Source organism: Microbacterium sp. MYb62 (assembly GCF_002979475.1).
Classification (GTDB): Bacteria; Actinomycetota; Actinomycetes; order Actinomycetales; family Microbacteriaceae; genus Microbacterium.
The window spans coordinates 36,050-57,959 of record NZ_PCOY01000016.1 but is presented as its reverse complement, the minus strand read 5'-3'; the positions used below and the strand labels follow the sequence as shown (position 1 = coordinate 57,959).

The window sequence follows — 21,910 nt, the reverse complement described above, 5'->3', positions numbered from 1 at the left end:
CTCACAGCCTCATGAGCCGACAGGAATCGCGACCGGAACGACACCGACAGAGGAACACATGGCCAGCATCGATGAGGTCGCCCGGCTCGCCGGGGTCTCCACCGCGACCGTCTCGCGTGCGCTGAGCGGACGTGGCCATGTGTCCGAGTCGGCCAAGGAGAGGGTGCAGGCCGCGGCGCAGTCGCTCGGCTACGTCGTCTCCTCGCGCGCATCGAGCCTGGCCTCCGGTCGCACCCGAAACGTGGGGGTCGTCGTCCCCTTCCTCGACCGGTGGTTCTTCAGCACGGTGCTCTCCGGCGTCTCGGCCGCCCTCATGCGCGCGGGTTACGACATCACGCTCTACAACATCACCGCCGACAAGGACGTGCGCCGGCACGTGTTCGACACGTTCCTGCGCCGACAGCGCGTGGATGCCGTGATCGCGGTGTCGATCGAGCTCGACGAGGACGAGACGCAGTACCTGCTCGATCTCGGGCTCCCCGTGATCGCGATCGGCGGGCCGAATCCGAAGCTCGACACCCTGACCGTCGACGACGTCGCGCTGGCGCAGCTGGCCACCGAGCACCTGATCAGCCTCGGCCACACCGACATCGCGCACATCGGGGCCAACCCCGAGTTCGACATCGACTTCCACATCCCGACCAACCGCCGACTCGGTTTCGAGAAGGCGCTCGCGAAGGCCGGGATCCCCCTGAACCACGCCTTCCTGGAACCGGCCGACTTCACGGTGGAGGGCGGCTACCGGGCGGCCAAGCAGTTGCTGGGGCGGCCGGGCCCGCGCCCGACCGCGGTGTTCGCCGCATCCGACGAGATGGCGATCGGTGCGCTCCTCGCGGCCCGCGACCTCGGCTTCAGCGTGCCGGAGGAGCTGTCGATCGTCGGCATCGACGGGCACGAGCTCGGCGAGTTCTTCCGCCTGACCACGGTCGACCAGTTCCCGCTCGGACAGGGAGAGCGCGCCGCGGATGCCGTGTTGGCGAAGCTCACCACCCCCGACGCCGTCCACATCCCGTCTGCCCTGCCGTACGAGCTGAACGTGCGCGGCACGACCGCCCGCCTGCTCTAGCCGCGCTGCGGTGTGCCGTCACGCCACGTGCGGTACCCGCCGTCGAGGTTGCGCACGTCGAGGCCGTGCTGCCGCAGCAGGCGGGTCGCGATGTGGCCGCGGAGTCCGACCTGGCAGTGCACGATGAGAGATCCCTCCGGTAGATCGTCGAGCCGGTCGCGCAACTCGTCGAGCGGCAGGTTCACGGCGCCGGGGATCGCCCCGGCCGCGAACTCCGACGGTGAGCGCACATCGATGAGCGTCGCCCCGGCCTGGCGGACGTGGTCGAGCTCGTGCCATTGGATCGTCGGAGTCGTGCCGGTGCGGGTGTTCTCCGCGACGTAGCCGAGGATGTTCACGGCATCCTTCGCAGAACCGAACTGCGGCGCATAGGCGAGCTCGAGGTGCGCCAGTTCGGCCGCGGGCATCCCCGCCTGCATCGCGGTCGCCACCACGTCGATGCGCTTGTCGACGCCGTCGCGCCCGATGATCTGCACCCCGAGGATGCGGTCGGATGCCGGATCCGCGAGCATCTTCATCGACAGCGTCTCGGCGCCGGGGTAGTAACCGGCATGGGAGCCGGGGTGCACATGCACGACGTAGAAGTCTCGGCCTGCGGCACGGAGCTGCCTCTCGCTCCACCCCGCCTTCGCTGCCGCGATGCCGAACACCTGCACGATGCCCGTGCCCAGGGCCGGACGCGCGGACTCGTCGCGGCCGGCGATGAGGTCGGCCACCAGGCGTCCGTGACGATTCGCGAGTCCCGCCATCGTGATCAGGGCCGCGTCCCCGCCCACGAGATCGATCTTCTCGACGCCATCCCCGACGGCGAACACCTCAGGGGCACTCGTGCGGCAGTACTCGTCGACCTGGATTCCCCCGGTCGCGCCGATCCGGATTCCGGCGGCTTCGGCCAGAGCGGTCTCCGGCACGACCCCCGAGGCGTCGATGACGAGCTCGGCGGCGACGGATGTGCCGTCACTCAGCGTGACGATTCCGTGACCCGAATCGGCGACCTCGACCCCGAGGCGCACGTCGACGCCGTGCGCACGGACCTCGGCGGCGATCGGGGCGGCCATCTCCTCGTCGAGGGGCGCGAGCACCTGCGTCGCACGCTGTACGAGAGTCACCGAGGCTCCGCGCGCGACGAGGTTCTCGACCGCCTCGAGGCCCGTGTACCCACCGCCGACCACGACGACGGGCACCCCGGGGCGCACGAGTGCGATGTCGATCGCGTCCGCATCCTCGACCGTCCGCAGGCTGCGCGTCGGGACATCCGAGCCCGGCTCGTCCCGCCGTGGACGTGCGCCGGTGGCGAGGATCAGCCTGTCGTAGGGCCGCGTGAAGCGGTGCCCGCTGTCGAGGTCGACGACCTCGACCGTCTTGCCGGCCGTGTCGACGCGGACCACATCGTGGCGCACCCGGACATCGAGCCGGAAGCGGCTGCGCAGCGACGCGGGCGTCTGCAGCAGCAGCGAATCCCGCTCGGCGATCACGCCTCCGACGTAGTAGGGCAGACCGCAGTTGGCGTACGAGACCTCGGGTCCGCGTTCGAACACGACGATGTCCGCGGTCTCGTCCAGGCGGCGCAGGCGCGCGGCAGCGGACATCCCCCCGGCGACCCCGCCGACGATGACGACGCGGAGCGGTGCGACGGCGGTCATCGCTGGAACAGTCGTGAGAAGAAGCCGCCCTGTCCCTGCTCCTTCGGGTGCCCGGAGCACCACTCGGAGGCCGGCACCGTGACCCGCACGGCATCGACGTGCTGACCGCAGCCCGCCCAGGTCGTCTTACCGCAGGTCTTGCATCGGACTGCTCTGCACATTGTTCTCGACTCCTCACCGATACCCCCGTGGGTATGCGTGCACCCACTATACCCCCGGGGGTATAGTGGGAACCCCAGCCGACACTCAGGGAGCGACCATGTCAACCGCAGACGCCGAGACCCAGCGCAGGATCGCCAACCGCCTCAAGCGCGCCCAGGGACAACTCGGAGCCGTGATCGCGGCGGTCGAGAGCGGAGGCGACTGCCGAGCGGTCGTGACACAGCTCGCCGCCGTCACCTCCGCGCTCGACAAAGCGGGCTTCCAGATCATCGCCTCCGCCATGAAGGACTGCCTGGCCGACCCCGAGGCGGAGACGGAAGCGGCCACCGACACCGATGGGGTGTCGATGGCCGAACTGGAGAAGCTCTTCCTCTCCCTCGCGTGAACCGCGGTGTCACCGGTCAGCCGGCGACGATGAGCCCCGTCGTCGCGGTGCGGGCAGCCTCGAACCGGCGCTGCACGTCGGGCCAGTTCACGAGGTTCCAGAACGCCTTGACGTAGTCGGCGCGCACGTTCAGGTAGTCGAGGTAGTAGGCGTGCTCCCACACGTCGAGCTGCAGCAGCGGGGTGACTCCGAGCGGCGCGTTGCCCTGCTGGTCGAACAGCTGGAAGATCACGGGGCGGGCGCCCACGCTGTCCCAGGCGAGCACGGCCCAGCCCGACCCCTGCACACCGAGCGCGGTCGCGGTGAAGTGCGCGCGGAAAGCGTCGATCGAACCGAACGCGTCGACCAGTGCGGCCTCGAGCTCGCCCTCGGGAGCACCGCCGCCCTCGGGAGACAGGTTCTGCCAGAACACCGAGTGGTTGATGTGGCCGCCGAGGTTGAACGCGAGGTCCTTCTCGAGCTTGTTGACGTTGGCGAGGTCACCGGCGCTGCGTGCCGTCGCGAGCTGCTCGAGCGCGGCGTTCGCACCCGTGACGTAGGCCTGGTGGTGCTTGGAGTGGTGCAGCTCCATGATCTTGCCGGAGATGTGCGGCTCGAGGGCCGAATAGTCGTAGGGCAGCTCGGGGAGCGTGTAGAGAGTGGACATGACGTCTTCCTTTCAGTGGTGAGTGTCGTGCGGAAGTGCGTGGAAGCGGCGGTCGAGATAGACGAGGGGTCGACCGGGGAGACCCGGCAGCACCTCGATGACCTCGGCGATGACCACGGTCGACGAGCCGACCGCCACGGTCTGGATCGGGCGGCAACGCAGCGCGACCCTGGCCTCCGGAAGGTGCGGTTCGCCGGTCGGGAGCGTCGCCCAGCCCTGCTCGGGGGTGAAGCGCTCGGATCCGCTGACCGCGAAGCTCTGCGCGAGCGCGGAGTGCTCGTCGTCGATCAGGTGCACGACGAAGGTGTCCGCGCCGAGGATCGCCCCGGCCGAGCCGGTGGCACGGGTCACCGAGAATACGATCGCTGCGGGGTCGACCGCGACCGAGGCGACGCTCGACGCGGTCAGACCGACCGGACCCTCCGCAGTGCTCGCCGTGATGATCGCGACGCCGGCCGGATGCGTGCGGAATGCGGCCTTGAGCCCCTCGCCGATCGGGGTGGGCACGGGTGCTGCGGTCATCGGCCGGTCTCCATCATCTGCTCCTGCTTCGCATGTGTCAGCATCTCATCGCGCTCGACGATCTTCGTCCGCTCGCGACCGCGCTCCGCTCCGGCACCGCGCTCCGCGGCATCGATGCGCAGCCAGCCGTCGAGGTCGACGGCGTGCGCGAGGTGGGCGATCGGGTCGTCGTCGCGCGCTTCGCGCCCGACCGCGGCGAGATCGTCGACGAGGTGGCGCACGGTCTGCGCGGCATCCGATTTCGTCGAGCCGATGAGCCCCACCGGCCCGCGCTTGATCCACCCGGTCGCGTACAACCGCGGGATCGGCGCGCCTTCCGCATCGATGACGCGACCCTCGACGTGCGGCACGACTCCGAGATCGGCATCGAACGGCACCCCCGGAACCGGGGTCGAGCGGTAGCCCACCGCGCGGTAGACCGCCCCGACGTCGTAGCGCAGCAGCTCGCCGGTGCCCACCATGCGGCCCAGTTCGTCGGAGGCGGTGCGCTCCATCTCGATGCCGGTCACGTGGTCGGTGCCGAGCAGGCGGACGGGGCGCTGCCGCAGGTGCAGGTGGATGCGGCGCGAAGCGATGCGGCTCGCCGGATCGAGGGCGGCCCACTCGGTCATGGTGCGCACGATGATGCGGCGCTGCGAGAACTGCGCCACCATCCGCTCGGCATGCTCGTCGAGGGCGAGGTCATCCGGGTCGACGATCACGTCGACGTCGTCCTGCTCGGCGAGCTCACGCAGCTCCATGGCAGAGAAGCGCACGTCGGCCGGACCGCGCCGGGCGAACAGGTGCACGTCGCGCAGGGGGCTGGCTCCGAGCTGCTCGAGCACGGCATCGGGCGTGTCGGTGTGCGTCAGCGCCGAGGCGTGCTTGGCGAGGATCCTCGTGACGTCGAGGGCGACGTTGCCCGCACCCAACACGGCGACGGCTTCGGCGGCGAGCGGCCAGGTGCGCGCGACATCGGGATGCCCGTCGTACCAGGCGACGAAGTCGGCGGCCCCGAAGGAGCCGGGCAGATCGATGCCGGGGATGTCGAGCGCGACGTCGAGATCGGCACCCGTCGCCACGATCACGCCGTCGTACGCGGCACGCAGCTCGTCGATCTCGACGTCGACGCCGATCTCGACGTTGCACCGCAGGCGGATGCGCGGGTTCACGAGCACCTCATGCAGGGCGTCGGTGATCTTGCGGATGCGCGGATGGTCGGGCGCGACCCCGTAACGGACCAGACCGTATGGTGCGGGGAGCTTCTCGAACAGATCGATCGACGCTTCCGGGGCGAGACCGAGGAGGATGTCGGCGGCGTAGATGCCGGCGGGGCCCGCTCCGACGATGGCGATGCGCGGTGCGGCGATGGTCATGCGTGTTCCCCCTGGGGTGCGAGCGCGGCGATGATCGGGTGGTCGAAGGCGAGCATCCCCGTCTTCGCGGCGCCGCCAGGCGAGCCGAGCTCGTCGAAGAACTCGACGTTGGCCTTGTAATAGTCCTGCCACTCGTCGGGCAGGTCGTCCTCGTAGAAGATGGCCTCGACCGGGCACACCGGCTCGCAGGCGCCGCAGTCCACGCACTCGTCCGGGTGGATGTAGAGCGACCGTTCACCTTCGTAGATGCAGTCGACGGGACACTCGTCGATGCAGGCCTTGTCCTTGACATCGACGCACGGCAGAGCGATCACATAGGTCATCGCGGGGTCTTCGTTCGGGTCACGCTGTCCTCGTTCGGGTCGGTCGGCCCACGACGGGGCCACATGACAACCGTAAAACCTCAAGTACACTTGAGGTCAAATCGAGGGAAAGTCACAGGAAGGAAAGGCAGCAGGTTGAGCCCGCACGCTCCCGACGAGCCACTGACGGTCGGCGAGATGACCCGACGCACCGGTGTCGCCGCCTCCGCCCTGCACTTCTACGAGACCCTCGGCCTCATCGCCTCCACCCGCACGCCAGGGAATCAGCGTCGCTACGCCCGGCACATGCTGCGCCGCGTCTCGCTCATCACGGTCGCCAAGCGCCTCGGCATCCCGCTCTCCGACGTGCAGACCGCGTTCGCAGACGTGCCACTGACCGAGACTCCCAGTCACGCCGACTGGCAGAAGGCTTCACGACGCTGGAAGCGCGAGCTCGAGAAGCGGCGCGAGGGCATCGAACGCCTGGAGCGCGAACTCACCGGATGCATCGGCTGCGGCTGTCTCTCGATGAAGGCGTGCGGCCTGCTCAACCCCGACGACGCCCTCGCGACGCAGGGCGTCGGCCCGCAGCGCCTGCAGGACTGACCCCTCCCCCTCCCCCTCCCCCTCACACACCGCGAGACCAACGCTCGCCGCCGAGACCCCTCGCCGGAGGCGTCGGCAGGAAGGGGTCTCGGCGAGGAGCGTGGGTCTCGGCGAAGGGCGGTGCGCCGCGCAGGTCAGGCGACCTCGAAGTCGGCGGAGAGCAGGACCTCGTCGTGCGAGCTCGGGCCCACCAGCAGCTCGAACGTTCCGGCCTCGACGATGCGGTTGCCCGCAGCATCGACGATCGTGCAGTCGGCCACGGGCAGCTCCACCCGCACCCGCACGGACTCACCGGGAGCGACGTCGACCTGGCGGAAGGTCTTGAGCTCCTTGTCGGTCCAGCTCACGCTCGTCACGGAGTCGCGCACGTAGACCTGCACGGTCTCGCGCACGGGCCGCTCCCCCGTGTTCGACACCGTGACGTGACCGACGATCGTGTCGGACTCCCCCAGCGAGGTCTCCTCCAGCACGAGGTCGGAGTACTCCACGGTCGTGTACGACAGGCCCTCGCCGAACCCCCAGGCAGGCGCCTGCGTGAGGTCGGCGTAGCGGTCGCCGTGCTGTCCGCGGATCTGGTTGTAGTACGTGGGCTGCTGGCCCACGTGGCGGGCGAACGAGATCGGCAGGCGCCCGGACGGCTCGGCAGCCCCGGAGATGATGTCGGAAAGTGCGCGGCCACCCTGCATGCCGGGGTTCGCCGCCCAGATCACGGCGGCGGCCTTCGACGCGGAGGCGGGGAGCACGAGCGGCTTCGAGGCGAGCAGCACGATCACGACAGGCTTCCCGGTCGCGATGAGCGCATCGATCAGGGCGTTCTGCCCGCCGATGAGCTCGAGCGTCGCGGTGGAGCGCCCTTCGCCGACGAGCTCGATCCGATCGCCCACGACCGCTACGACGACGTCGGAGTCGGATGCCGCGGCGACCGCTTCCGCGATCAGCGCGGCATCCGGCTCGCAGGCCTTCACGACCGGCGGACGCGGCTGATTGTCAGGGAAGAACGGCCCCTGCGGGTCTTCTTCGAGCGTGAGGATGTCGGCGCCGCGGGCGTGGGTGACGCTCCAGCCATCGATCGCCTGCAACCCGTCGAGCACGGTGGTGATCATCTCGCGCGGCTGACCGTCGAGCCAGCCCGCCTGCCCCGAGCCGCCGGCCCAGTCGCCGAGCTGCGTCTGCGCGTCGTCGGCGAGCGGACCGGTGACCGCGATCTTCAGCGGCGCCGTCGCGTCGAGCGGCAGCACGCCGTCGTTCTCGAGCAGCACCAGCGAGCGACGGGCGACCTCGAGGTTCAGCTCGGCGTGCGCCGCGCTGCCCACCACGGCGTCGAGTTCCGTGCCAGGAAGGCGCGGGTTCTCGAACAGGCCCAGCTCGAACTTCAGGGTCAGGATGCGGGCGGCCGCCGCGTCGAACGCGTCTTCGGCGAGCATGCCCCGGGCGACGGCATCGAGCGCTCCCTCGAAGAAGGCCGGCGTGGTCATGATCATGTCGTTGCCCGCTCGCACCGCCGCCGCGGCCGCGTGCGTGATGTCGGGCTGGATCCGCTGCTCCCACACCATGCGTCCGACGTTGTCCCAGTCGGTGATGAGCGTGCCGGTGTAGCCCCACTCGCCGCGCAGCACGTCGCTGAGCAGCCAGTCGTTGGTCGTGATCGGCACCCCGTCGGTGGTCTGGTATCCGAGCATGAACGTGCGGCATCCCTCGCGGGCGACCCGCTCGAACGGCGGCAGGAACCAGGAGATGAGCTTGCGCCGTGAGATGTCGGCCTCGCTCGCATCGCGCCCGCCCTGGGTCTCGGAGTACCCGGCGAAGTGCTTGGCGGTCGCGAGGATCGCGGTGGGGTCGTCGAGTCCGTCGCCCTGGTAGCCGCGCACCATCGCCGAGGCCAGCTCGCCGATCAGGAACGGGTCTTCGCCGAAGGTCTCGTCGATGCGGCCCCAGCGGAGGTCACGGGCGATGCAGAGAACGGGCGAGAAGGTCCAGTGGATGCCGGTCACCGCGACCTCTTCGGCGGTCGCACGGGCAACTCGTTCGACGAGGCCGGAATCCCACGATGCGGCCATGCCGAGCTGGGTGGGGTAGATCGTCGCGCCGGGCCAGAACGAGTGCCCGTGGATGCAGTCCTCGCCCACCAGCAGAGGGATGCGGAGTCGGGTCTGGGCGGTGAGCTCGTTCGCCCGCAGGATGCGCTCGGGCGAGGTGTGCAGGATCGATCCGGCGTGGCGGCGGGCGATGTGGTCGTCGATGTCGTCGCGGGCGTCGAGCTGGAGCATCTGCCCGACCTTCTCCTCCAGCGTCATGCGGCTGAGGAGGTCGGCCACGCGCTCGGGGATCGAGAGCGCGGGGTCCTGGTACGGGAGCTGCGTGGTCAGAGTCTGAGAGGTCATCACTTCGTGTTCTGGGTCGAGGTCTTCGAGGAGTCGGAGGTGTCGGGCGAGGTCGCCGACGTTACGGGATCGGGGGTCTTCTTCGGCAGGGGCACGCTGCGGACGGCCGTGACGGCGTCGTTCACGTTCAGCCCCTTCTTCTTCATCGCCCTGGCCCGCTCGCCTGCGGAGCGCAGGCGGGGATTGACGTACTCGTCGATGCCGAAGTTGATGAGCGAGAGGGCGACGCCGATGATCGCGATGCAGAGCCCTGCGGGCACGTACCACCACCACAGGCGCGGGAAGGCACCGTTCTGCTGTGCCCAGAACAGGATGGTGCCCCAGTTCAGGTTGCTCACCGGGATCACCCCGATGAACGCCAGCGTGGTGAGGCCGAGAATCGCCGCGGTCACGGTGCCGACGAAGCTCGAGGCGATGAGCGCCATCAGGTTCGGCAGCATCTCGACCGTGATGATACGGCGCAAGGGCTCGCCGTTCGCGCGCGCGGCCTGGATGAAGTCGCGGTTGCGCAGCGACATGGTCTGGGCTCGCAGCACGCGGGCGCCCCACGCCCAGCCTGTGATCCCGAGCACCGCGGCGATCACGATCAGCGGCGGGTTCTCGAACTGCGAGGCGATGATGATGATGAGCGGGATGCCCGGGATCACCAGGAACACGTTGGTCAGCGCCGAGAGCGACTCGCTCTTCCAGCCGCGCACGTAGCCGGCGATCACGCCGATCGTGATCGCGATGATGGTGGCGATGACGGCGGCGAGGAAACCGACGACGATGACGCCGCGCGTGCCGTAGATGATCTGGCTCAGCACGTCCTCCCCCATGTGGGTCGTCCCCAGCCAATGCTCCCAGGAGGGCGGTTGACGCAGCGCTGTGCGGTCCTTCTGGGTCGGCCTGTACGGGGCGATCCACGGCGCGAAGATCGCGATGAGCACGAACACCCCGAGGATGATGAGCCCGGCGACCGACTTGGGGTTGCGGAACATCGCGAACGCCTGGCCGAGCTGCGACCAGAAGGTCTTGCGCGGCGGCTCGCCGGTCGGCGGGGTGCGCAGGGTCGCGGTCTCCGGCATGCCGGAGACGACGGCCGATCCGTCGGGGGCGGTGCTCGCTGCGGTGGTGGGAACGGTCATGTCAGGACTCCATCTGGCGCGTGCGCGGGTCGAGGTAGGCGTAGACGACATCCGCGAGGATGTTGGCCACGAGCACCGACAGCGTGATCACGAGGAACACGCCCTGCATGAGGGCGAAGTCCTTGGCGTTGGTCGCATCGAGCAGGAGCTTGCCGACGCCCGGATAGCTGAACACCATCTCCATCACGATCGTGCCGCCGACGATGAAGCCGATCGACAGCGCGAAGCTCTGGATCTGCGGCAGCACCGCGTTGCGGGCGGCGTAGCCCCAGAGCACCCGCTTGTTGGGCATGCCCTTCGCCTGCGCGACCGTGATGTAGTCGTCGTCGAGCACCGTCAGCATCATGTTGCGCATGCCGAGCACCCAGCCGCCGAGCGAGGCCACCACGATCGTCAGGGCCGGCAGCGTGCCGTGCATGATCACCTGGCCGATGAAGTCGAAGCTCCATTCCGGCGATTGCCCCTTGTCGTAGGCGTGCGAGGAGGGGAACCACTTCAGGGTCGAGGAGAATATCGCGATCGCGATGAGCCCGAGCCAGAAGTACGGGATGGTGTTGAAGAACGTCGTCACCGGGATGATCGCGTCGAGCTTGCTGCCGCGCTTCCATCCGACGACCGCTCCGGCGATCGTGCCGATCGTGAAGGAGATGATCGTCGCGATGCCGACGAGCCCGAGGGTCCACGGCAGGGCCGCGGCAAGGACCTCCGCGACCGGGCGCAGACCGTGCAGGGTCGAGATGCCGAGGTCTCCGCGCAGCAGCATCCCCCAGTACTCGATGTACTGCTGCCAGATCGACTTGTCGGTGTCGATGCCGAGCAGGATGCGCAGAGCATCGGCGGCCTCGGGGCTGACGTTGCGGTTGCGCGCGAGATACGAGCTGACCGCGTCGCCCTTCATCAACCGCGGGAGGAAGAAGTTGATCGTGATGGCGGCCCACAGCGTGAACAGGTAGAAGCCGGCTCGGCCCGCGAAGAAGCGCCACGGGACCTTCCGGTGCGTGCGCTCCGCCGTCGTCGCGGTGGTGCCGACCTCGAGCGCGTCGCGGGCGACGAGGTCGTTGTCGTCGAGCTGGGGGAACGCGGTGCTCACAGGGTGCCTCCGTTCGATGCGGCCTGTGCGAAGAACTTGTCCGGGTCGGGGGAAGCGGATCGCAGTTCGCGTGTGTACGGGTCCTGCGGGTTCAGGATGACGTCGTCGGCGGCGCCGTACTCGACGACCCGACCTTGGTTCAGGACCATGATCTCGTCGCTGAAGTGGCGGGCCGTGGCGAGGTCGTGGGTGATGTAGAGCACGCCGAGCCCCTCTTCGCGCTGCAGATCGGCGAGCAGGTTCAGCACGCCGAGGCGGATGGACACGTCGAGCATCGACACGGGCTCATCGGCGACGAGCAGCGAGGGGCGCGAGGCCAGGGCGCGGGCGATGGCCACACGCTGCCGCTGGCCGCCGGACAGCTCGTGCGGACGACGGTCGATCACGGCATCCGCATCCAGGCGCACGCGGTCGAGGAGTCGGCGCACCTCGTTCTCGGTCTCCTTCTTCGGCACCACGTCGTCGAGGCGGATCGGGCGCTCCAGGTGGTACCGGATCGAGTGGTACGGGTTGAGCGAGGCGAACGGGTCCTGGAACACCATGCGCAGCTGCTGCCGGTACCTGCGCAGCCCCTTGCCCCGGCGCGGGATCGGCGTGCCGTCGAGCAGCACCTCGCCGCTGGTCGGGGTCTCGAGCTGCGTCAGGATCTTCGCGATCGTGGACTTGCCGCTTCCGGACTGGCCGACCAGGCCGATCGTCTGTCCGGAGGTGAGGGTGAAACTCACATCGTCGAGGGCCTTGATCTGGCCGGCGCCGCGGACGTTGTAGGCCTTCGTGACGTTTCGGAATTCGAGGGTGGTCATCGCACCAGCACCCCTCTCTCCCCGGTCAGCCGGGGGAACGACGACAGCAGCGTCTTCGTGTATTCGTGCTCGGGCTGCGTCCAGATGCGCTCGGCGGTCGCGAGCTCGATGATCTCGCCCTCGCGCATGATCGCGATCCGGTCGCTGATCTCCAAGAGGAGGGGAAGGTCGTGGGTGATGAAGATCACCGAGAAGCCGAACTCGTGCCGCAGCTGCGAGATCTGCTTGAGGATCTCCCGCTGCACCAGCACGTCGAGCGCGGTGGTCGGCTCATCCATCACCATCAGCTGCGGGCGCAGCGCGAGAGCCATGGCGATCATCACGCGCTGGCGCATGCCGCCCGAGAGCTCGTGCGGGAAGGAACGGATGCGCTGACGCCCGACCTTGACGATCTCGAGCAGTTCCTCGGCCTCGGCACGCCGCTGCTTGCGGTTCATGTCGGGGCGGTGGATCTCGAAGACGTCTTCGAGCTGCGAGCCGATCGTCGCGACCGGGTTGAGGGCGTTCATCGCCCCCTGGAACACCATCGACACCTTGTCCCAGCGGAACCGCTGCATCGCGTCGACGTCGAGCGCGTTGATGTCGATGTCGACACCGGTCACGTCGTGGAACGTCACGGATCCGCTGGTGATGACGGCCGGGGCGCGGAGCAGGCGCTGCACGCCGTAGGCGAGCGTCGTCTTGCCGCACCCGCTCTCGCCTGCGAGGCCGAGGATCTCGCCGCGCTGCAGTTCGAGTGTGACGTTCTTCACCGCCTCGACGGGCGGGTCGACGTCGTACACGACCGAGAAGTCGCGCACGCTGAGCAGGGGGTCTGGCATGAGGGTGTCTTTCGTGTGGGGCGTTCGTGTCGCTGCGCTCGGGCCCTTCGTCTCGTCGCTGCGCTCCTCGCTCAGGAACCGACCACGGGTGCCGGTTCCTGAGCGAGCGGAGCGAGACGAAGGACGTTACTCGGCGGGCTTCAGCTTCGTGAGGATCTGCACGATGTTCTGCTGAGTCGGGTCAGCAGAGGCGTACGGGTCCTCGTCCGACGGCCATCCGACGTAGTTGCGGGTGTTGAACTCGCCCAGCAGCGGGTGCGCGCCCAGCGGGATGGCCGGCACCTGCTCGGAGAAGATCGTCTGCAGCGTGTCGAGGGCCGCGGTGCGCTCCTCGTCGGACGAGGCGTTCGCGTAGGAGTTCAGCGCGGCGGTCGCCGTCGGGTCGTCGAAGCGACCGAAGTTGAAGCCGGCCTTGCCCTCGGGCGAGATCCAGCGCGGGTCCATGGTCGAGGTGTACAGACCGTAGGCCGTGCCGCTGTCCTCGAGCCAGTGGATGATCGCGGAGAACGTGCCGTTGTCGCGGGGGTCGGCCCAGCCGCCCCAGTCCGGCATGTCGATCTTGACCTCGGCGCCGATGGCCTCGGCCACGTCTTCGGCGATCAGCTCCTGCGCCGTGTTCCAGTCGCTCCAGCCGGAGGGAACGGAGAGCGTGAACGACACCGGTGCACCGTCGGGATCGATCAGCGCGTCGTCCTTCCACGTGTACCCGGCGGTGGTGAGCAGGTCGCGGGCCTTCGCGGAGTCGACCGAGTACTCCTTGTCCGTGAACTCGGGCTGGATCTCGTCGTCGAGGATCGACGACAATCCGGTCACCGACCACACGGCCTCACTGGCGCCTTCACGCGCGATGTCGACGTAGGCGTCGCGGTCGATCACCCAGGCGAGTGCCTGGCGGAAGGCCGGATCGTCGAACGGCTTCTGCTGCAGGTTCATGAACAGCGTCGCGGAGCCGGTGGTCGGCGCGGCCCAGAACTTGTTGTGCTCCGGGTCGGCCGAGAGGAACTGCTCCTCGATCTGCGGGATGAACGCCTGGGCCCAGTCGGCGTCGCCGTTGGCGAGGGCCGTGGTGAGCGCCGTGTTGTCGCCGTAGGAGACGTAGTGCAGCTCGGGCACCGAGAGGTCGCCGCCCCAGTAGTCGTCGCGGGCGTCGAGGGTGACCGACTCGGTCGACCAGTTCGACAGGACGTAGGGGCCGGTGCCGACCAGGTCGTCGCCCTTGACGGGGTTCGTGGCCGGATCGTCGAGGTTCTCCCAGATGTGCTTCGGGACGATCGGCACGTGCAGCACGCGGGCCTGGTTGACGTACTTCGACTCGGCGAACGTCAGCACGACCGCGTCGCCCTCGACCACGGCGCTCTCGAACTGGAGGCCGGCCGTGTCGAGAGCGGGAGTGGAGACGAGCTCGTAGGAGTAGACGATGTCATCGGCGGTGAAGGGCTCGCCGTCGCTCCAGGTGACGTCCTTGCGCGGGACCACCGTGAGCACGGTGTAGTCGTCGTTCCACTCGATGCTCTCGGCGAGCCACGGGGTCACGCCACGGTCACCCGTCTGGTTCACAAGACCGAGCGTCTCGAAGATGACCTTGCCGTAGCCGTACTTCGAGGCGGACGAGTCACCGACGTATGGGTTGTTGGATTCGGTGGTGATCGCACCGTCGGGCTTCGCGATCGTCAGGGATGCGGAACCGGCGCCATCGTCGGATCCCCCACCTGCCGAGCATCCGGCGAGGGCCGAGATGCCGAGGGCGGTGATCGCAGTCGCGGCGATCAGAGACTTTCTGAGCTTCATTGCTTCTCCTAGGGCACGGTCGTTGTGCTGTGTCGCCGGTGGATGGGGGTCCCTCGGCCGTGGGGATTTGCTTACTGTCGAGAAAGTAAGCTTCCGTGAGGTTACCGAGTAGTAAGTTGGATCGCAAGCACAGCTCAGCGATGGAGAGGAGGCCGCGGTGGCAGACAGCGACCAGACAGTGCGCGTGCGCCCGGCGACTCTCGCGAAACGCGAGCAGATCCTCAAGGCGGCCGTCGAGATCTTCGGCAACAAGGGGTCGACGAACGGCACCCTGGCGGATGTCGCAGAGCAGGTCGGCATCACGCACGCGGGTGTGCTCCACCACTTCGGCTCGAAGCAGAAGCTGCTGCTCGAGGTGCTCGCCTACCGCGACCAGACCGACGTCGCCGAACTCGCCGAGAAGCACATCCCCGACGGCCCCGAGCTCTTCCTGCACCTGGTGCGCACGGCCTTCGCGAACGAGAAGCGTCCGGGCATCGTGCAGGCCTACACCGTGCTGTCGGCCGAGTCCGTGACCGACGACCACCCCGCCCGCCACTTCTTCGAGGACCGCTACACGACGCTCCGCCGCGAGGTCACGGCCGCGTTCCACGAGCTGTGCGCCCAGGAGGGCGTGCGCGATCCCGACACGATCGCCGCGGCTGCCGCGGCCATCCTGGCGGTGATGGACGGGCTGCAGCTGCAGTGGCTCCTGCACCCCGAGATCGTCGAGCTCGGGGAGACGAGCGAGTTCGCGATCCAGGCGATCGTCAACGCCGTGCTGCGCCCCGGCCCCGAGCTGCCGACCTACGTGCACCCCGCCTGATCGCGCGCGGCTCCCGGGTTCAGGCGCTCCGGCGACACCGCCCGGCTAGGCTCGGGCCATGACGATCGACCTCGAAGCGCTCTACATCGACCTGCACCAGCATCCTGAACTCTCGTTCCAGGAGACGCGCACCGCCGGCATCGCCGCCCAGCACCTGCGCGACCTGGGTCTCGAGGTCGAAGAGGGCGTCGGCGTCACCGGTGTCGTCGGGGTGCTGCGCAACGGCGAAGGACCCGTCGTGTGGGTGCGAGCCGACATGGATGCACTCCCCGTCGAGGAGCAGACCGGCCTGGCGTACGCGAGCACCGCGAAGGGCGTCGACCCCGCCGGTACGACCGTTCCCGTCATGCACGCGTGCGGCCACGACATGCACGTCACCGCCATGGTCGGCGCGGTCGAGAAGCTCGTCGCCGAGCGATCCGACTGGTCGGGCACCCTCGTCGTGCTGATCCAGCCCGCCGAGGAGTACGGCGCCGGGGCGCGCGCGATGTTGGACGACGGCATCCTCGACCGCTACCCGAAGCCTGATGTGGTGCTCGGCCAGCACGTGACCCCGCTGCCCGCCGGGGTGATCGGCGTGCGCAGCGGCACGCAGATGGCCGCTTCGGACGGACTCACCGTCACCCTGCACGGTCGCGGCGGACACGGCTCACGCCCGCATGCCACGATCGACCCGGTCGTGATGGCCGCGGCGACCGTGATGCGCCTGCAGACCATCACCTCGCGCGAGATCGACCCGCAGGGCGTCGCGGTCGTGACGGTCGGCTCGATCCACGCGGGACTGAAGAACAACATCATCCCCGCCGAGGCGAAGCTCGAGCTCAGCCTGCGCTATCCGAACGAGGAGACGCGCGAGAAGGTGCTCGCGAGCGTCGAGCGCATCGTGCGCGCGGAGGCCACGGCCTCGGGTGCCGAACGGGAGCCTGAGATCCGCACCGACCACACGCTGCCCGCCACGATCAACGACGAGGATGCCACGGCACGCGTCACCGTGGCTCTGCAGCGCGCACTGGGCGAGGCGGCCGTCATCGATCCCGGCATGTTCACCGGCAGCGAGGATGTCTCATGGTTCGCCCGCGATGCCGGCGCGCCCCTCGTGTTCTGGTTCTGGGGCGGCATCGACCCCACGCGGTTCGCCGAGGCGGTCGCCGCGGGCCGCCTGGGCGAGGACATCCCCACCAATCACTCGCCGTTCTTCGCGCCGGAGATCCACCCGACGATCGAGGTCGGCGTCACCGCTCTGTCGGCTGCGGCACGGGAGTTCCTCAGCTGAACTTCGAGCTGAACCGGGCTTCGTCATCGAGTGGGCGCGAGTGCAGGACATGCCCGGCGGCATAGAGCAACCGCGGAGTCGTCGAGCTGGTCACGCCGGTAGTGCTTGCGGGCTGATCTGTGCAGGTCAGGCAACGTGCGCCCATTCGCGCACGGCGGCGCGAATCGCTTCAGACCGCGTGGCGATACCCTCAGCCTCAGCGCGCGCTGTCAGTGCGGCGATCGTGGACGCATCGAGCCGCACGGGGATGACCACCCCTGGACCATCACCTACGGTCGGTCGACCGCGACGCGGCTTGGGGAGCGTCGACGGGTCATAGCCGGCCTCGGCCTCATCTGCCCACGCCTGAATCTGCTCGTCAGTGACGGGCTTGCCGTGCAACAGGTGCTCGCTCATTTCTTTAGTGTATACGAAAATATGGCAATTGTGTATACGAAAAGAATCCCCGCCGCTTCACAATGCAACGCTCACACGGTTGCGTCTGGCTTGCGCAGGAAGACATGCAGGCCAGGCGCCTTTCGATCGGTCGACTGCTCCACGAGGAGATGACGGTGCAGGAGGTTCGCCATCCCCGGGGGAATCGGATCGATCGCGTTGGTCTTCTTGACGTCTTGGGAGCCGAAACCGGCCAAGAGCGTCACAGACCTGGTGCCTGTGCCCCTCACCTCGACCCGGGCGTAGTCCGTGTCGACGCGGATCAGCACGCGAGCGACGGAATCCCAAGGGAGCAGTCGCTCCACCCCGGCACCGATGATCCGGATACCCTCATCGTCCCATTCGATGAGGTATCGCTTCCTTCGCCAGGCGAAGACCCACAGCAAGGCGAGCACGATGACGATCGCCAGGCCACCGGCGACCAGCACGACACCGGATCTGCCGAGCATGATCTCGGTCTCCAGGGAGAAAGCGATCAACGCTCCCGTGGCGGCAGCTCCCCCTACGATGATGCACCCGACGATGATCGCGACCAGCTGGAGCATGGAGACTCGTGTCGCCCGGATCGTCAACCGGTATCCGTCGCTATCCCGCCCGATCGGCTCCCACATCCCCGTTCATACCCCCCTGTGCTTTGGGTCCGTGGCTCGCACAGGCCGGCCCGCATTCGCAGCGAAGGTCACCGCGGTCGAGCATCGGCAGATCGTCGAGCCCCTCGCGGATCCGCGAGTCGGGGACGGCAGTGGTCGTGGCATCGAGAACGACCGTATCGCGGATCAGCCTCCGACGACCCGAGGCACAGGAGCACGGCCCCGCTCAGCCGCCGATCGCGTTCATCCCGCGTGCCGGCTGCAGGAAGGAGGGGTCGTCGATCGCGTGCCCCGGCAGCTTCCCGTGCACGCACGAACGCAGCAGGGCGGCGATCTCGTCGGCGCGCTCTCCCGGTGCGGATGCCGACTCCCCGCGGAGCAACCCGGTCAGGTCGTACTCGGCGAGCGAGAACAGGCAGTTGCGCAGCTGGCCGTCGGCGGTCAGGCGCAGGCGATCGCAGGCCCCGCAGAACGGGGCGGTGACCGAGGCGATCACACCGACCTCGTGCGGTCCGCCGTCGATCCGCCACTTCTCGGCCGGCGCTCCCCCTCGACCCTCCACCGGATCGAGACGCCAGCGCTCACCCAGCGACGCGAGGATCTCCTCGCGCGTGACCATCGACGCGCGGTCCCAGGTGTGTCCGGAGTCGAGCGGCATCTGCTCGATGAACCGCAGCTGCGCCCCCACGCTCATCGCGAACTCCACGAGGTCGACCAGCTCGTCGTCGTTGACGCCGCGCATCGCGACCGCGTTCAGCTTGAGGGGACGGAGCTCGGATGCCGCGGCGGCGGCGATGCCCTCGAACACGTCGTCCAGACGGTCGCGGCGGGTGAGATCCGCGAAGCGCTGACGGTCTACCGTGTCGATGCTGATGTTGAGACGAGTGAGCCCGGCATCGATCAGGGCCGGCAGCTTCTGGGCGAGGCTGATGCCGTTGGTGGTCATGGCGACCTCGACGGGGCCGTCCTCCCCCTCGATGCGGGAGATGCGCCTCACGACCTCGATGATGTCGGCCCGCAGGAGCGGCTCGCCACCCGTGAGACGGAAGGTGCGGATGCCGAGCGCCGCGGCCACCTCGGCGACCTCGACGATCTCGTCGGTGGAGAGGATGCTCGTACGGGCGAGCCACTCGTTCCCCTGCTCGGGCATGCAGTACGTGCAGCGCAGCGAGCAGCGGTCGGTGAGCGAGATGCGCAGATCGCGATGCACGCGGCCGTGCGTGTCGACGAGACCTCCGCCGAGACCCGCAGCGGGGCCGGCGGTGCGCGGTCCGGAATCGACGTGCGGCGCGCGCACGCCGATCACGACCGGTACGGCCGTCATGGTGCCCCCTCGCTCCCCATCATCGTTCGAGACTAACCCGCCCGGTCCCGGTCCGGGCCGGCTCGGCGCCGACGAGCGGGAGATTGCCAGCGTCGCGAGGCACGAGCGGGTGTTCGCTGGTGTCGCGAGGCACGAGCCCGCTCAGCGCACGGACACGAACCGCACGCGCTCAGGATCGATCCGCAGATGGACCGTGTCGCCCGGTGCGAGCCCGGCCGCCACCGCCAGGGAGACATCGATCGCGCACGACGCGGTCTGCACGCGGACCCCCGCGAGAGTGGGCTCGAGTCGCGTGACCTCGGTGCGCCAGGCATCCGCCTCCCCGTCATCGACCACCTGCACGTGCTCGGGACGGAACACCGCGGCGAGAGGCACGCCCCCGACCGCGGCGAGCGCGAGCGAGCCGGCATCCGCGCTCGTGAGATGCCGTCCGCCGCTCTCCCATCCCCCGTCCGCGGCGACGCCCACCAGACGGTTGACGCCCGCGATCGAGGCGACGAAACCCGTGGCCGGGGCCGACAGCACCGCACGGACCGGTCCGCTCTGCGTGACTCGGCCCGCCTCGATGACCACGAGGCGATCGGCCAGGGCGACCGCATCCGCGGCATCGTGCGTGACCGCGATCGTGGTGATCCCGGTCAGCTGATCACGCAGCATCTGGCGGATGTCGCCCGCGGTCGATGGATCGAGCGCCACCAGCGGTTCGTCGAGCAGCACCGCGCGCGGCGACGCGGCGAGCGCTCTGGCCACCGCGACGCGCTGCCCTTCCCCGCCCGAGAGTTCGCGCGGCATCCGATCGCCCGCCCCGGGGAGACCGACACGTGCGAGCCATTCATCGGCCGTGCCACGGGCGGCACGGGCGTCGCTCCCGGCGGCCCGAGGGCCGAAGGCGACGTTCTCGCGCACCGACAGGTGCGGGAACAGCCGCGCATCCTGCCCCAGCAGCACGATGCCGCGGTTCATGGGCGCCGTCTGCACCCGTGGCGTGGCGACGCGGTCGACCACGCGCCCCGCGACCTCGATCTCCCCTGCCGTCAGTGGCTGGAGTCCGGCGAGCGCCTGCAGCAGCGTCGATTTGCCCGCCCCGCTCGGACCCATCACGGCGAGGGTCTCGCCGACCGCGACCTGCACCGCGACGTCGACGGCGAAGTGCTCGCGCTCGACCACGATCTCCGCGCGCAACCCCCACCCCGCGGCCGGGAGTCCTTCCGCGACGGTCATCGCGCCGCCCCCGGCCGCCAGCCGCGCACGAGAAGCAGCACGACGATCGCGGTGGCGAGCAGCAGCAGTGCGAGGGCGACCGCGGTGCCCTGCGACACTCCCGCGCCGTTGAACGCGGTGTAGATCGCGAGCGGCATCGTCTGGGTGACTCCTGGCCGGTTGCCGGCGAACAGTGCCGTCGCACCGAACTCGCCGATGGCCCTGGCGAAGCACAGCACGACTCCGGCGACGATGCCCGGGGCCGCGAGCGGCAGGGTGATGCGGCGCAGGATCGTCCATCGCCCGGCTCCGAGCGCGGCGGCCGTGCGCTCGTAGTCCACGCCCGAGGTGCGCACCGCCCCCTCGACGGCGAGCACCAGGAAGGGAAGTGCGACGAAGGTCTGCGCCAGCACGACGGCCGGGGTGCTGAACGACAGGCCGAGTCCGCCGAGCCATCCCGCACGCCCGAACAGATAGAGCAAGGCGACGCCGCCCACCATCGGCGGCAGCACCAGCGGCACCGTGACGACGGCGCGGAGCACAGCGGCGAACCGAGGTCCTGAGCGGGCGATGTACAGCGCGAGCGGGACCCCCACGACGATGCACAGCACAGTGGCCACGAGACCGGTGCCGAGCGAGAGCAGGAGGGCCGAGAGCGCGGCATCCGACGTCACATCGGCGAGGAACGTGGACCACTGCACCCGCGCGACGAGCGCCGTGAGCGGCAGGATCAGGAAGGCGAGACCGACGATGGCCGGGACGGCGAGTGCGCGCGGAGCGTACCCGCGCGCACCGGCGGCACTCATGGTGCCCCGAAGCCGAAGTCCGCCAGGATCTTCTGACCCGCCTCCGACAGCACGAACGCCACGAACGCGTCGGCCGCATCGGCGTTCGGAGCGTCGGAGAGCGCGGCGATCGGGTAGTGGTTCACGACCTCATCGGCGCCGTCGGGCACGATCGCCTCGACATCGTCCCGACCGATCACGTCGGTGGCGTAGACGAGTCCGGCGTCGGCTTCCGACGCGGCGACCTTCGTGAGCACGGCCGTCACGTTCTGCTCGAGACTCGCGGCGTCCACTGTCACCCCCGCCGCCGCGAGCAGCTTCGCGGACGCCGCTCCGCAGGGCACCTCCGGCGCGCACAGCACCGTGGTCGCCGTGGCCAGATCGTCGAGCGTCTCGACCCCGCCCGGGTTGCCGGCGGGTACCGCGATCACGAGGGTGTTGGAAGCGAAGAGCGTGGGGTCGACCGCGACGTCGGTCGCCTTCTCCATGTTCGCCTCGTCGGCGGACGCGAACACGTCGGCCGGGGCGCCTTCGAGGATCTGCGTGACCAGGGTCGACGAGCCGTCGTAGACGGGACTGAACGTCACATCCGGGTTCTCGGCGATGAACGCCTCACCGATCGCGTCGAAGGCACCGGAGAGGGACGCCGCGGCGTATACCGTGAGGTCGCCGCTCAGCCCGCTCGTCTCGGCACTCGTCGATGGGGCGGGCGTGCTCTCCGCCGCACTCGCACAGCCGGTGAGGACGAGAGCGGCGGCGGCGAGGACGGCGGCGGCGGAACGACGCAGCGAGTGGTTCATG

The 21,910-nt window shown here is 69.1% G+C and carries 22 protein-coding genes; 5 read left to right on the top strand and 17 right to left on the bottom strand.

Annotation, left to right across the window (positions count from 1 at the left end):
- The first annotated feature begins 58 nt into the window (after positions 1-58).
- Positions 59-1,066 carry a LacI family DNA-binding transcriptional regulator gene (locus CQ042_RS14740; protein ID WP_105671209.1) on the top strand — a complete coding sequence of 336 codons (1,008 nt, stop codon included), beginning with the start codon at positions 59-61 and terminating at the stop codon, positions 1,064-1,066.
- Here the strand turns inward: CQ042_RS14740 and CQ042_RS14735 are convergent.
- Positions 1,063-2,709, bottom strand: coding sequence for an FAD-dependent oxidoreductase (locus CQ042_RS14735; RefSeq protein ID WP_105671208.1), 1,647 nt, complete (start codon positions 2,707-2,709; stop codon positions 1,063-1,065). The two genes, CQ042_RS14740 and CQ042_RS14735, sit on opposite strands and share 4 nt — an antisense overlap.
- A gap of 259 nt (positions 2,710-2,968) precedes the next feature.
- On the opposite strand from CQ042_RS14735, the gene CQ042_RS14730 reads away from it, so the two are divergent.
- A complete protein-coding gene (locus tag CQ042_RS14730; RefSeq protein ID WP_105671207.1) occupies positions 2,969-3,256 on the top strand; it encodes a metal-sensitive transcriptional regulator in 288 nt (95 codons plus the stop codon).
- A 16-nt stretch (positions 3,257-3,272) separates the two neighbouring features.
- Here the strand turns inward: CQ042_RS14730 and CQ042_RS14725 are convergent, their stop codons facing one another.
- The 4 genes from CQ042_RS14725 to fdxA are packed head-to-tail and all read right to left on the bottom strand — an operon-like array spanning position 3,273 to position 6,102.
- Complete coding sequence (locus CQ042_RS14725; protein ID WP_105671206.1) at positions 3,273-3,902, bottom strand: superoxide dismutase; 630 nt, start codon at positions 3,900-3,902, stop codon at positions 3,273-3,275.
- Between the two features lie 12 nt (positions 3,903-3,914).
- Complete coding sequence (locus CQ042_RS14720) at positions 3,915-4,424, bottom strand: flavin reductase family protein (RefSeq protein ID WP_105671205.1); 510 nt, start codon at positions 4,422-4,424, stop codon at positions 3,915-3,917.
- Complete coding sequence (locus CQ042_RS14715; protein WP_105671204.1) at positions 4,421-5,779, bottom strand: FAD-dependent oxidoreductase; 1,359 nt, start codon at positions 5,777-5,779, stop codon at positions 4,421-4,423. The genes CQ042_RS14720 and CQ042_RS14715 overlap by 4 nt, the downstream gene beginning before the upstream one ends.
- On the bottom strand, positions 5,776-6,102 hold the full coding sequence (fdxA, locus tag CQ042_RS14710; RefSeq protein ID WP_021199249.1) for a ferredoxin: 327 nt from the start codon (positions 6,100-6,102) through the stop codon (positions 5,776-5,778). The genes CQ042_RS14715 and fdxA overlap by 4 nt, the downstream gene beginning before the upstream one ends.
- Positions 6,103-6,237: 135 nt before the next feature.
- Between fdxA and soxR the strand changes: the two genes are divergently transcribed.
- Positions 6,238-6,687, top strand: coding sequence for a redox-sensitive transcriptional activator SoxR (soxR, locus tag CQ042_RS14705; RefSeq protein ID WP_219844867.1), 450 nt, complete (start codon positions 6,238-6,240; stop codon positions 6,685-6,687).
- A gap of 134 nt (positions 6,688-6,821) precedes the next feature.
- On the opposite strand, the gene CQ042_RS14700 is transcribed toward soxR, so the two are convergent.
- The 6 genes from CQ042_RS14700 to CQ042_RS14675 form a co-directional block, all read right to left on the bottom strand.
- Positions 6,822-9,068, bottom strand: a complete 2,247-nt coding sequence (locus CQ042_RS14700) for a glycoside hydrolase family 3 N-terminal domain-containing protein (RefSeq protein WP_105671203.1) — start codon at positions 9,066-9,068, stop codon at positions 6,822-6,824.
- Positions 9,068-10,195, bottom strand: a complete 1,128-nt coding sequence (locus tag CQ042_RS14695) for an ABC transporter permease (protein ID WP_105671202.1) — start codon at positions 10,193-10,195, stop codon at positions 9,068-9,070. Before CQ042_RS14695 ends, CQ042_RS14700 begins: the two co-directional genes overlap by 1 nt.
- Before the next feature lies 1 nt (position 10,196).
- The gene (locus CQ042_RS14690) at positions 10,197-11,285 is read right to left on the bottom strand and encodes an ABC transporter permease (RefSeq protein ID WP_105671201.1); all 1,089 of its coding nucleotides are present in this window, start codon (positions 11,283-11,285) and stop codon (positions 10,197-10,199) included.
- Positions 11,282-12,088: an ABC transporter ATP-binding protein gene (locus tag CQ042_RS14685; protein WP_105671200.1), complete on the bottom strand. Its 807-nt coding sequence runs from the start codon at positions 12,086-12,088 to the stop codon at positions 11,282-11,284. Before CQ042_RS14685 ends, CQ042_RS14690 begins: the two co-directional genes overlap by 4 nt.
- Positions 12,085-12,909, bottom strand: a complete 825-nt coding sequence (locus tag CQ042_RS14680; RefSeq protein WP_105671199.1) for an ABC transporter ATP-binding protein — start codon at positions 12,907-12,909, stop codon at positions 12,085-12,087. Before CQ042_RS14680 ends, CQ042_RS14685 begins: the two co-directional genes overlap by 4 nt.
- Before the next feature lie 126 nt (positions 12,910-13,035).
- Positions 13,036-14,697 (bottom strand): ABC transporter substrate-binding protein, encoded by a 1,662-nt coding sequence (locus CQ042_RS14675; protein WP_105671198.1) that lies wholly within the window; start codon positions 14,695-14,697, stop codon positions 13,036-13,038.
- A gap of 157 nt (positions 14,698-14,854) precedes the next feature.
- Between CQ042_RS14675 and CQ042_RS14670 the strand changes: the two genes are divergently transcribed.
- Both CQ042_RS14670 and CQ042_RS14665 read left to right on the top strand, forming a co-directional pair.
- Positions 14,855-15,502 (top strand): TetR/AcrR family transcriptional regulator, encoded by a 648-nt coding sequence (locus CQ042_RS14670; RefSeq protein WP_105671197.1) that lies wholly within the window; start codon positions 14,855-14,857, stop codon positions 15,500-15,502.
- A 58-nt stretch (positions 15,503-15,560) separates the two neighbouring features.
- Positions 15,561-16,775: an amidohydrolase gene (locus CQ042_RS14665; RefSeq protein ID WP_105671196.1), complete on the top strand. Its 1,215-nt coding sequence runs from the start codon at positions 15,561-15,563 to the stop codon at positions 16,773-16,775.
- Between the two features lie 126 nt (positions 16,776-16,901).
- Here CQ042_RS14665 and CQ042_RS14655 read toward each other — a convergent pair whose 3' ends face one another.
- The 6 genes from CQ042_RS14655 to modA form a co-directional block, all read right to left on the bottom strand.
- Positions 16,902-17,171, bottom strand: coding sequence for a ribbon-helix-helix protein, CopG family (locus tag CQ042_RS14655; RefSeq protein WP_105671195.1), 270 nt, complete (start codon positions 17,169-17,171; stop codon positions 16,902-16,904).
- A 71-nt stretch (positions 17,172-17,242) separates the two neighbouring features.
- A complete protein-coding gene (locus CQ042_RS14650; protein WP_105671194.1) occupies positions 17,243-17,755 on the bottom strand; it encodes a hypothetical protein in 513 nt (170 codons plus the stop codon).
- Positions 17,756-18,026: 271 nt separating this feature from the next.
- Entirely contained in the window at positions 18,027-19,124 is a 1,098-nt protein-coding gene (moaA, locus tag CQ042_RS14645) for a GTP 3',8-cyclase MoaA (RefSeq protein WP_105671193.1), read from the bottom strand.
- Positions 19,125-19,265: 141 nt separating this feature from the next.
- Positions 19,266-20,345 carry a sulfate/molybdate ABC transporter ATP-binding protein gene (locus tag CQ042_RS14640; protein ID WP_105671192.1) on the bottom strand — a complete coding sequence of 360 codons (1,080 nt, stop codon included), beginning with the start codon at positions 20,343-20,345 and terminating at the stop codon, positions 19,266-19,268.
- The gene (gene modB, locus CQ042_RS14635) at positions 20,342-21,130 is read right to left on the bottom strand and encodes a molybdate ABC transporter permease subunit (RefSeq protein ID WP_105671191.1); all 789 of its coding nucleotides are present in this window, start codon (positions 21,128-21,130) and stop codon (positions 20,342-20,344) included. Before modB ends, CQ042_RS14640 begins: the two co-directional genes overlap by 4 nt.
- Positions 21,127-21,909: a molybdate ABC transporter substrate-binding protein gene (gene modA / locus CQ042_RS14630; protein ID WP_105671190.1), complete on the bottom strand. Its 783-nt coding sequence runs from the start codon at positions 21,907-21,909 to the stop codon at positions 21,127-21,129. Before modA ends, modB begins: the two co-directional genes overlap by 4 nt.
- Position 21,910 lies beyond the last annotated feature (1 nt).

What these genes read in the sequence shown, in the direction of transcription:
- CQ042_RS14740 (WP_105671209.1), top strand. Translation starts at nt 59, where the DNA reads ATGGCCAGCATCGATGAGGTCGCCCGGCTCGCCGGGGTCTCCACCGCG.
- CQ042_RS14735 (WP_105671208.1), bottom strand. Translation starts at nt 2,709, where the DNA reads ATGACCGCCGTCGCACCGCTCCGCGTCGTCATCGTCGGCGGGGTCGCC.
- CQ042_RS14730 (WP_105671207.1), top strand. Translation starts at nt 2,969, where the DNA reads ATGTCAACCGCAGACGCCGAGACCCAGCGCAGGATCGCCAACCGCCTC.
- CQ042_RS14725 (WP_105671206.1), bottom strand. Translation starts at nt 3,902, where the DNA reads ATGTCCACTCTCTACACGCTCCCCGAGCTGCCCTACGACTATTCGGCC.
- CQ042_RS14720 (WP_105671205.1), bottom strand. Translation starts at nt 4,424, where the DNA reads ATGACCGCAGCACCCGTGCCCACCCCGATCGGCGAGGGGCTCAAGGCC.
- CQ042_RS14715 (WP_105671204.1), bottom strand. Translation starts at nt 5,779, where the DNA reads ATGACCATCGCCGCACCGCGCATCGCCATCGTCGGAGCGGGCCCCGCC.
- fdxA (WP_021199249.1), bottom strand. Translation starts at nt 6,102, where the DNA reads ATGACCTATGTGATCGCTCTGCCGTGCGTCGATGTCAAGGACAAGGCC.
- CQ042_RS14700 (WP_105671203.1), bottom strand. Translation starts at nt 9,068, where the DNA reads ATGACCTCTCAGACTCTGACCACGCAGCTCCCGTACCAGGACCCCGCG.
- CQ042_RS14695 (WP_105671202.1), bottom strand. Translation starts at nt 10,195, where the DNA reads ATGACCGTTCCCACCACCGCAGCGAGCACCGCCCCCGACGGATCGGCC.
- CQ042_RS14685 (WP_105671200.1), bottom strand. Translation starts at nt 12,088, where the DNA reads ATGACCACCCTCGAATTCCGAAACGTCACGAAGGCCTACAACGTCCGC.
- CQ042_RS14680 (WP_105671199.1), bottom strand. Translation starts at nt 12,909, where the DNA reads ATGCCAGACCCCCTGCTCAGCGTGCGCGACTTCTCGGTCGTGTACGAC.
- CQ042_RS14675 (WP_105671198.1), bottom strand. Translation starts at nt 14,697, where the DNA reads ATGAAGCTCAGAAAGTCTCTGATCGCCGCGACTGCGATCACCGCCCTC.
- CQ042_RS14665 (WP_105671196.1), top strand. Translation starts at nt 15,561, where the DNA reads ATGACGATCGACCTCGAAGCGCTCTACATCGACCTGCACCAGCATCCT.
- CQ042_RS14655 (WP_105671195.1), bottom strand. Translation starts at nt 17,171, where the DNA reads ATGAGCGAGCACCTGTTGCACGGCAAGCCCGTCACTGACGAGCAGATT.
- CQ042_RS14650 (WP_105671194.1), bottom strand. Translation starts at nt 17,755, where the DNA reads ATGCTCCAGCTGGTCGCGATCATCGTCGGGTGCATCATCGTAGGGGGA.
- moaA (WP_105671193.1), bottom strand. Translation starts at nt 19,124, where the DNA reads ATGACGGCCGTACCGGTCGTGATCGGCGTGCGCGCGCCGCACGTCGAT.
- CQ042_RS14640 (WP_105671192.1), bottom strand. Translation starts at nt 20,345, where the DNA reads ATGACCGTCGCGGAAGGACTCCCGGCCGCGGGGTGGGGGTTGCGCGCG.
- modB (WP_105671191.1), bottom strand. Translation starts at nt 21,130, where the DNA reads ATGAGTGCCGCCGGTGCGCGCGGGTACGCTCCGCGCGCACTCGCCGTC.
- modA (WP_105671190.1), bottom strand. Translation starts at nt 21,909, where the DNA reads ATGAACCACTCGCTGCGTCGTTCCGCCGCCGCCGTCCTCGCCGCCGCC.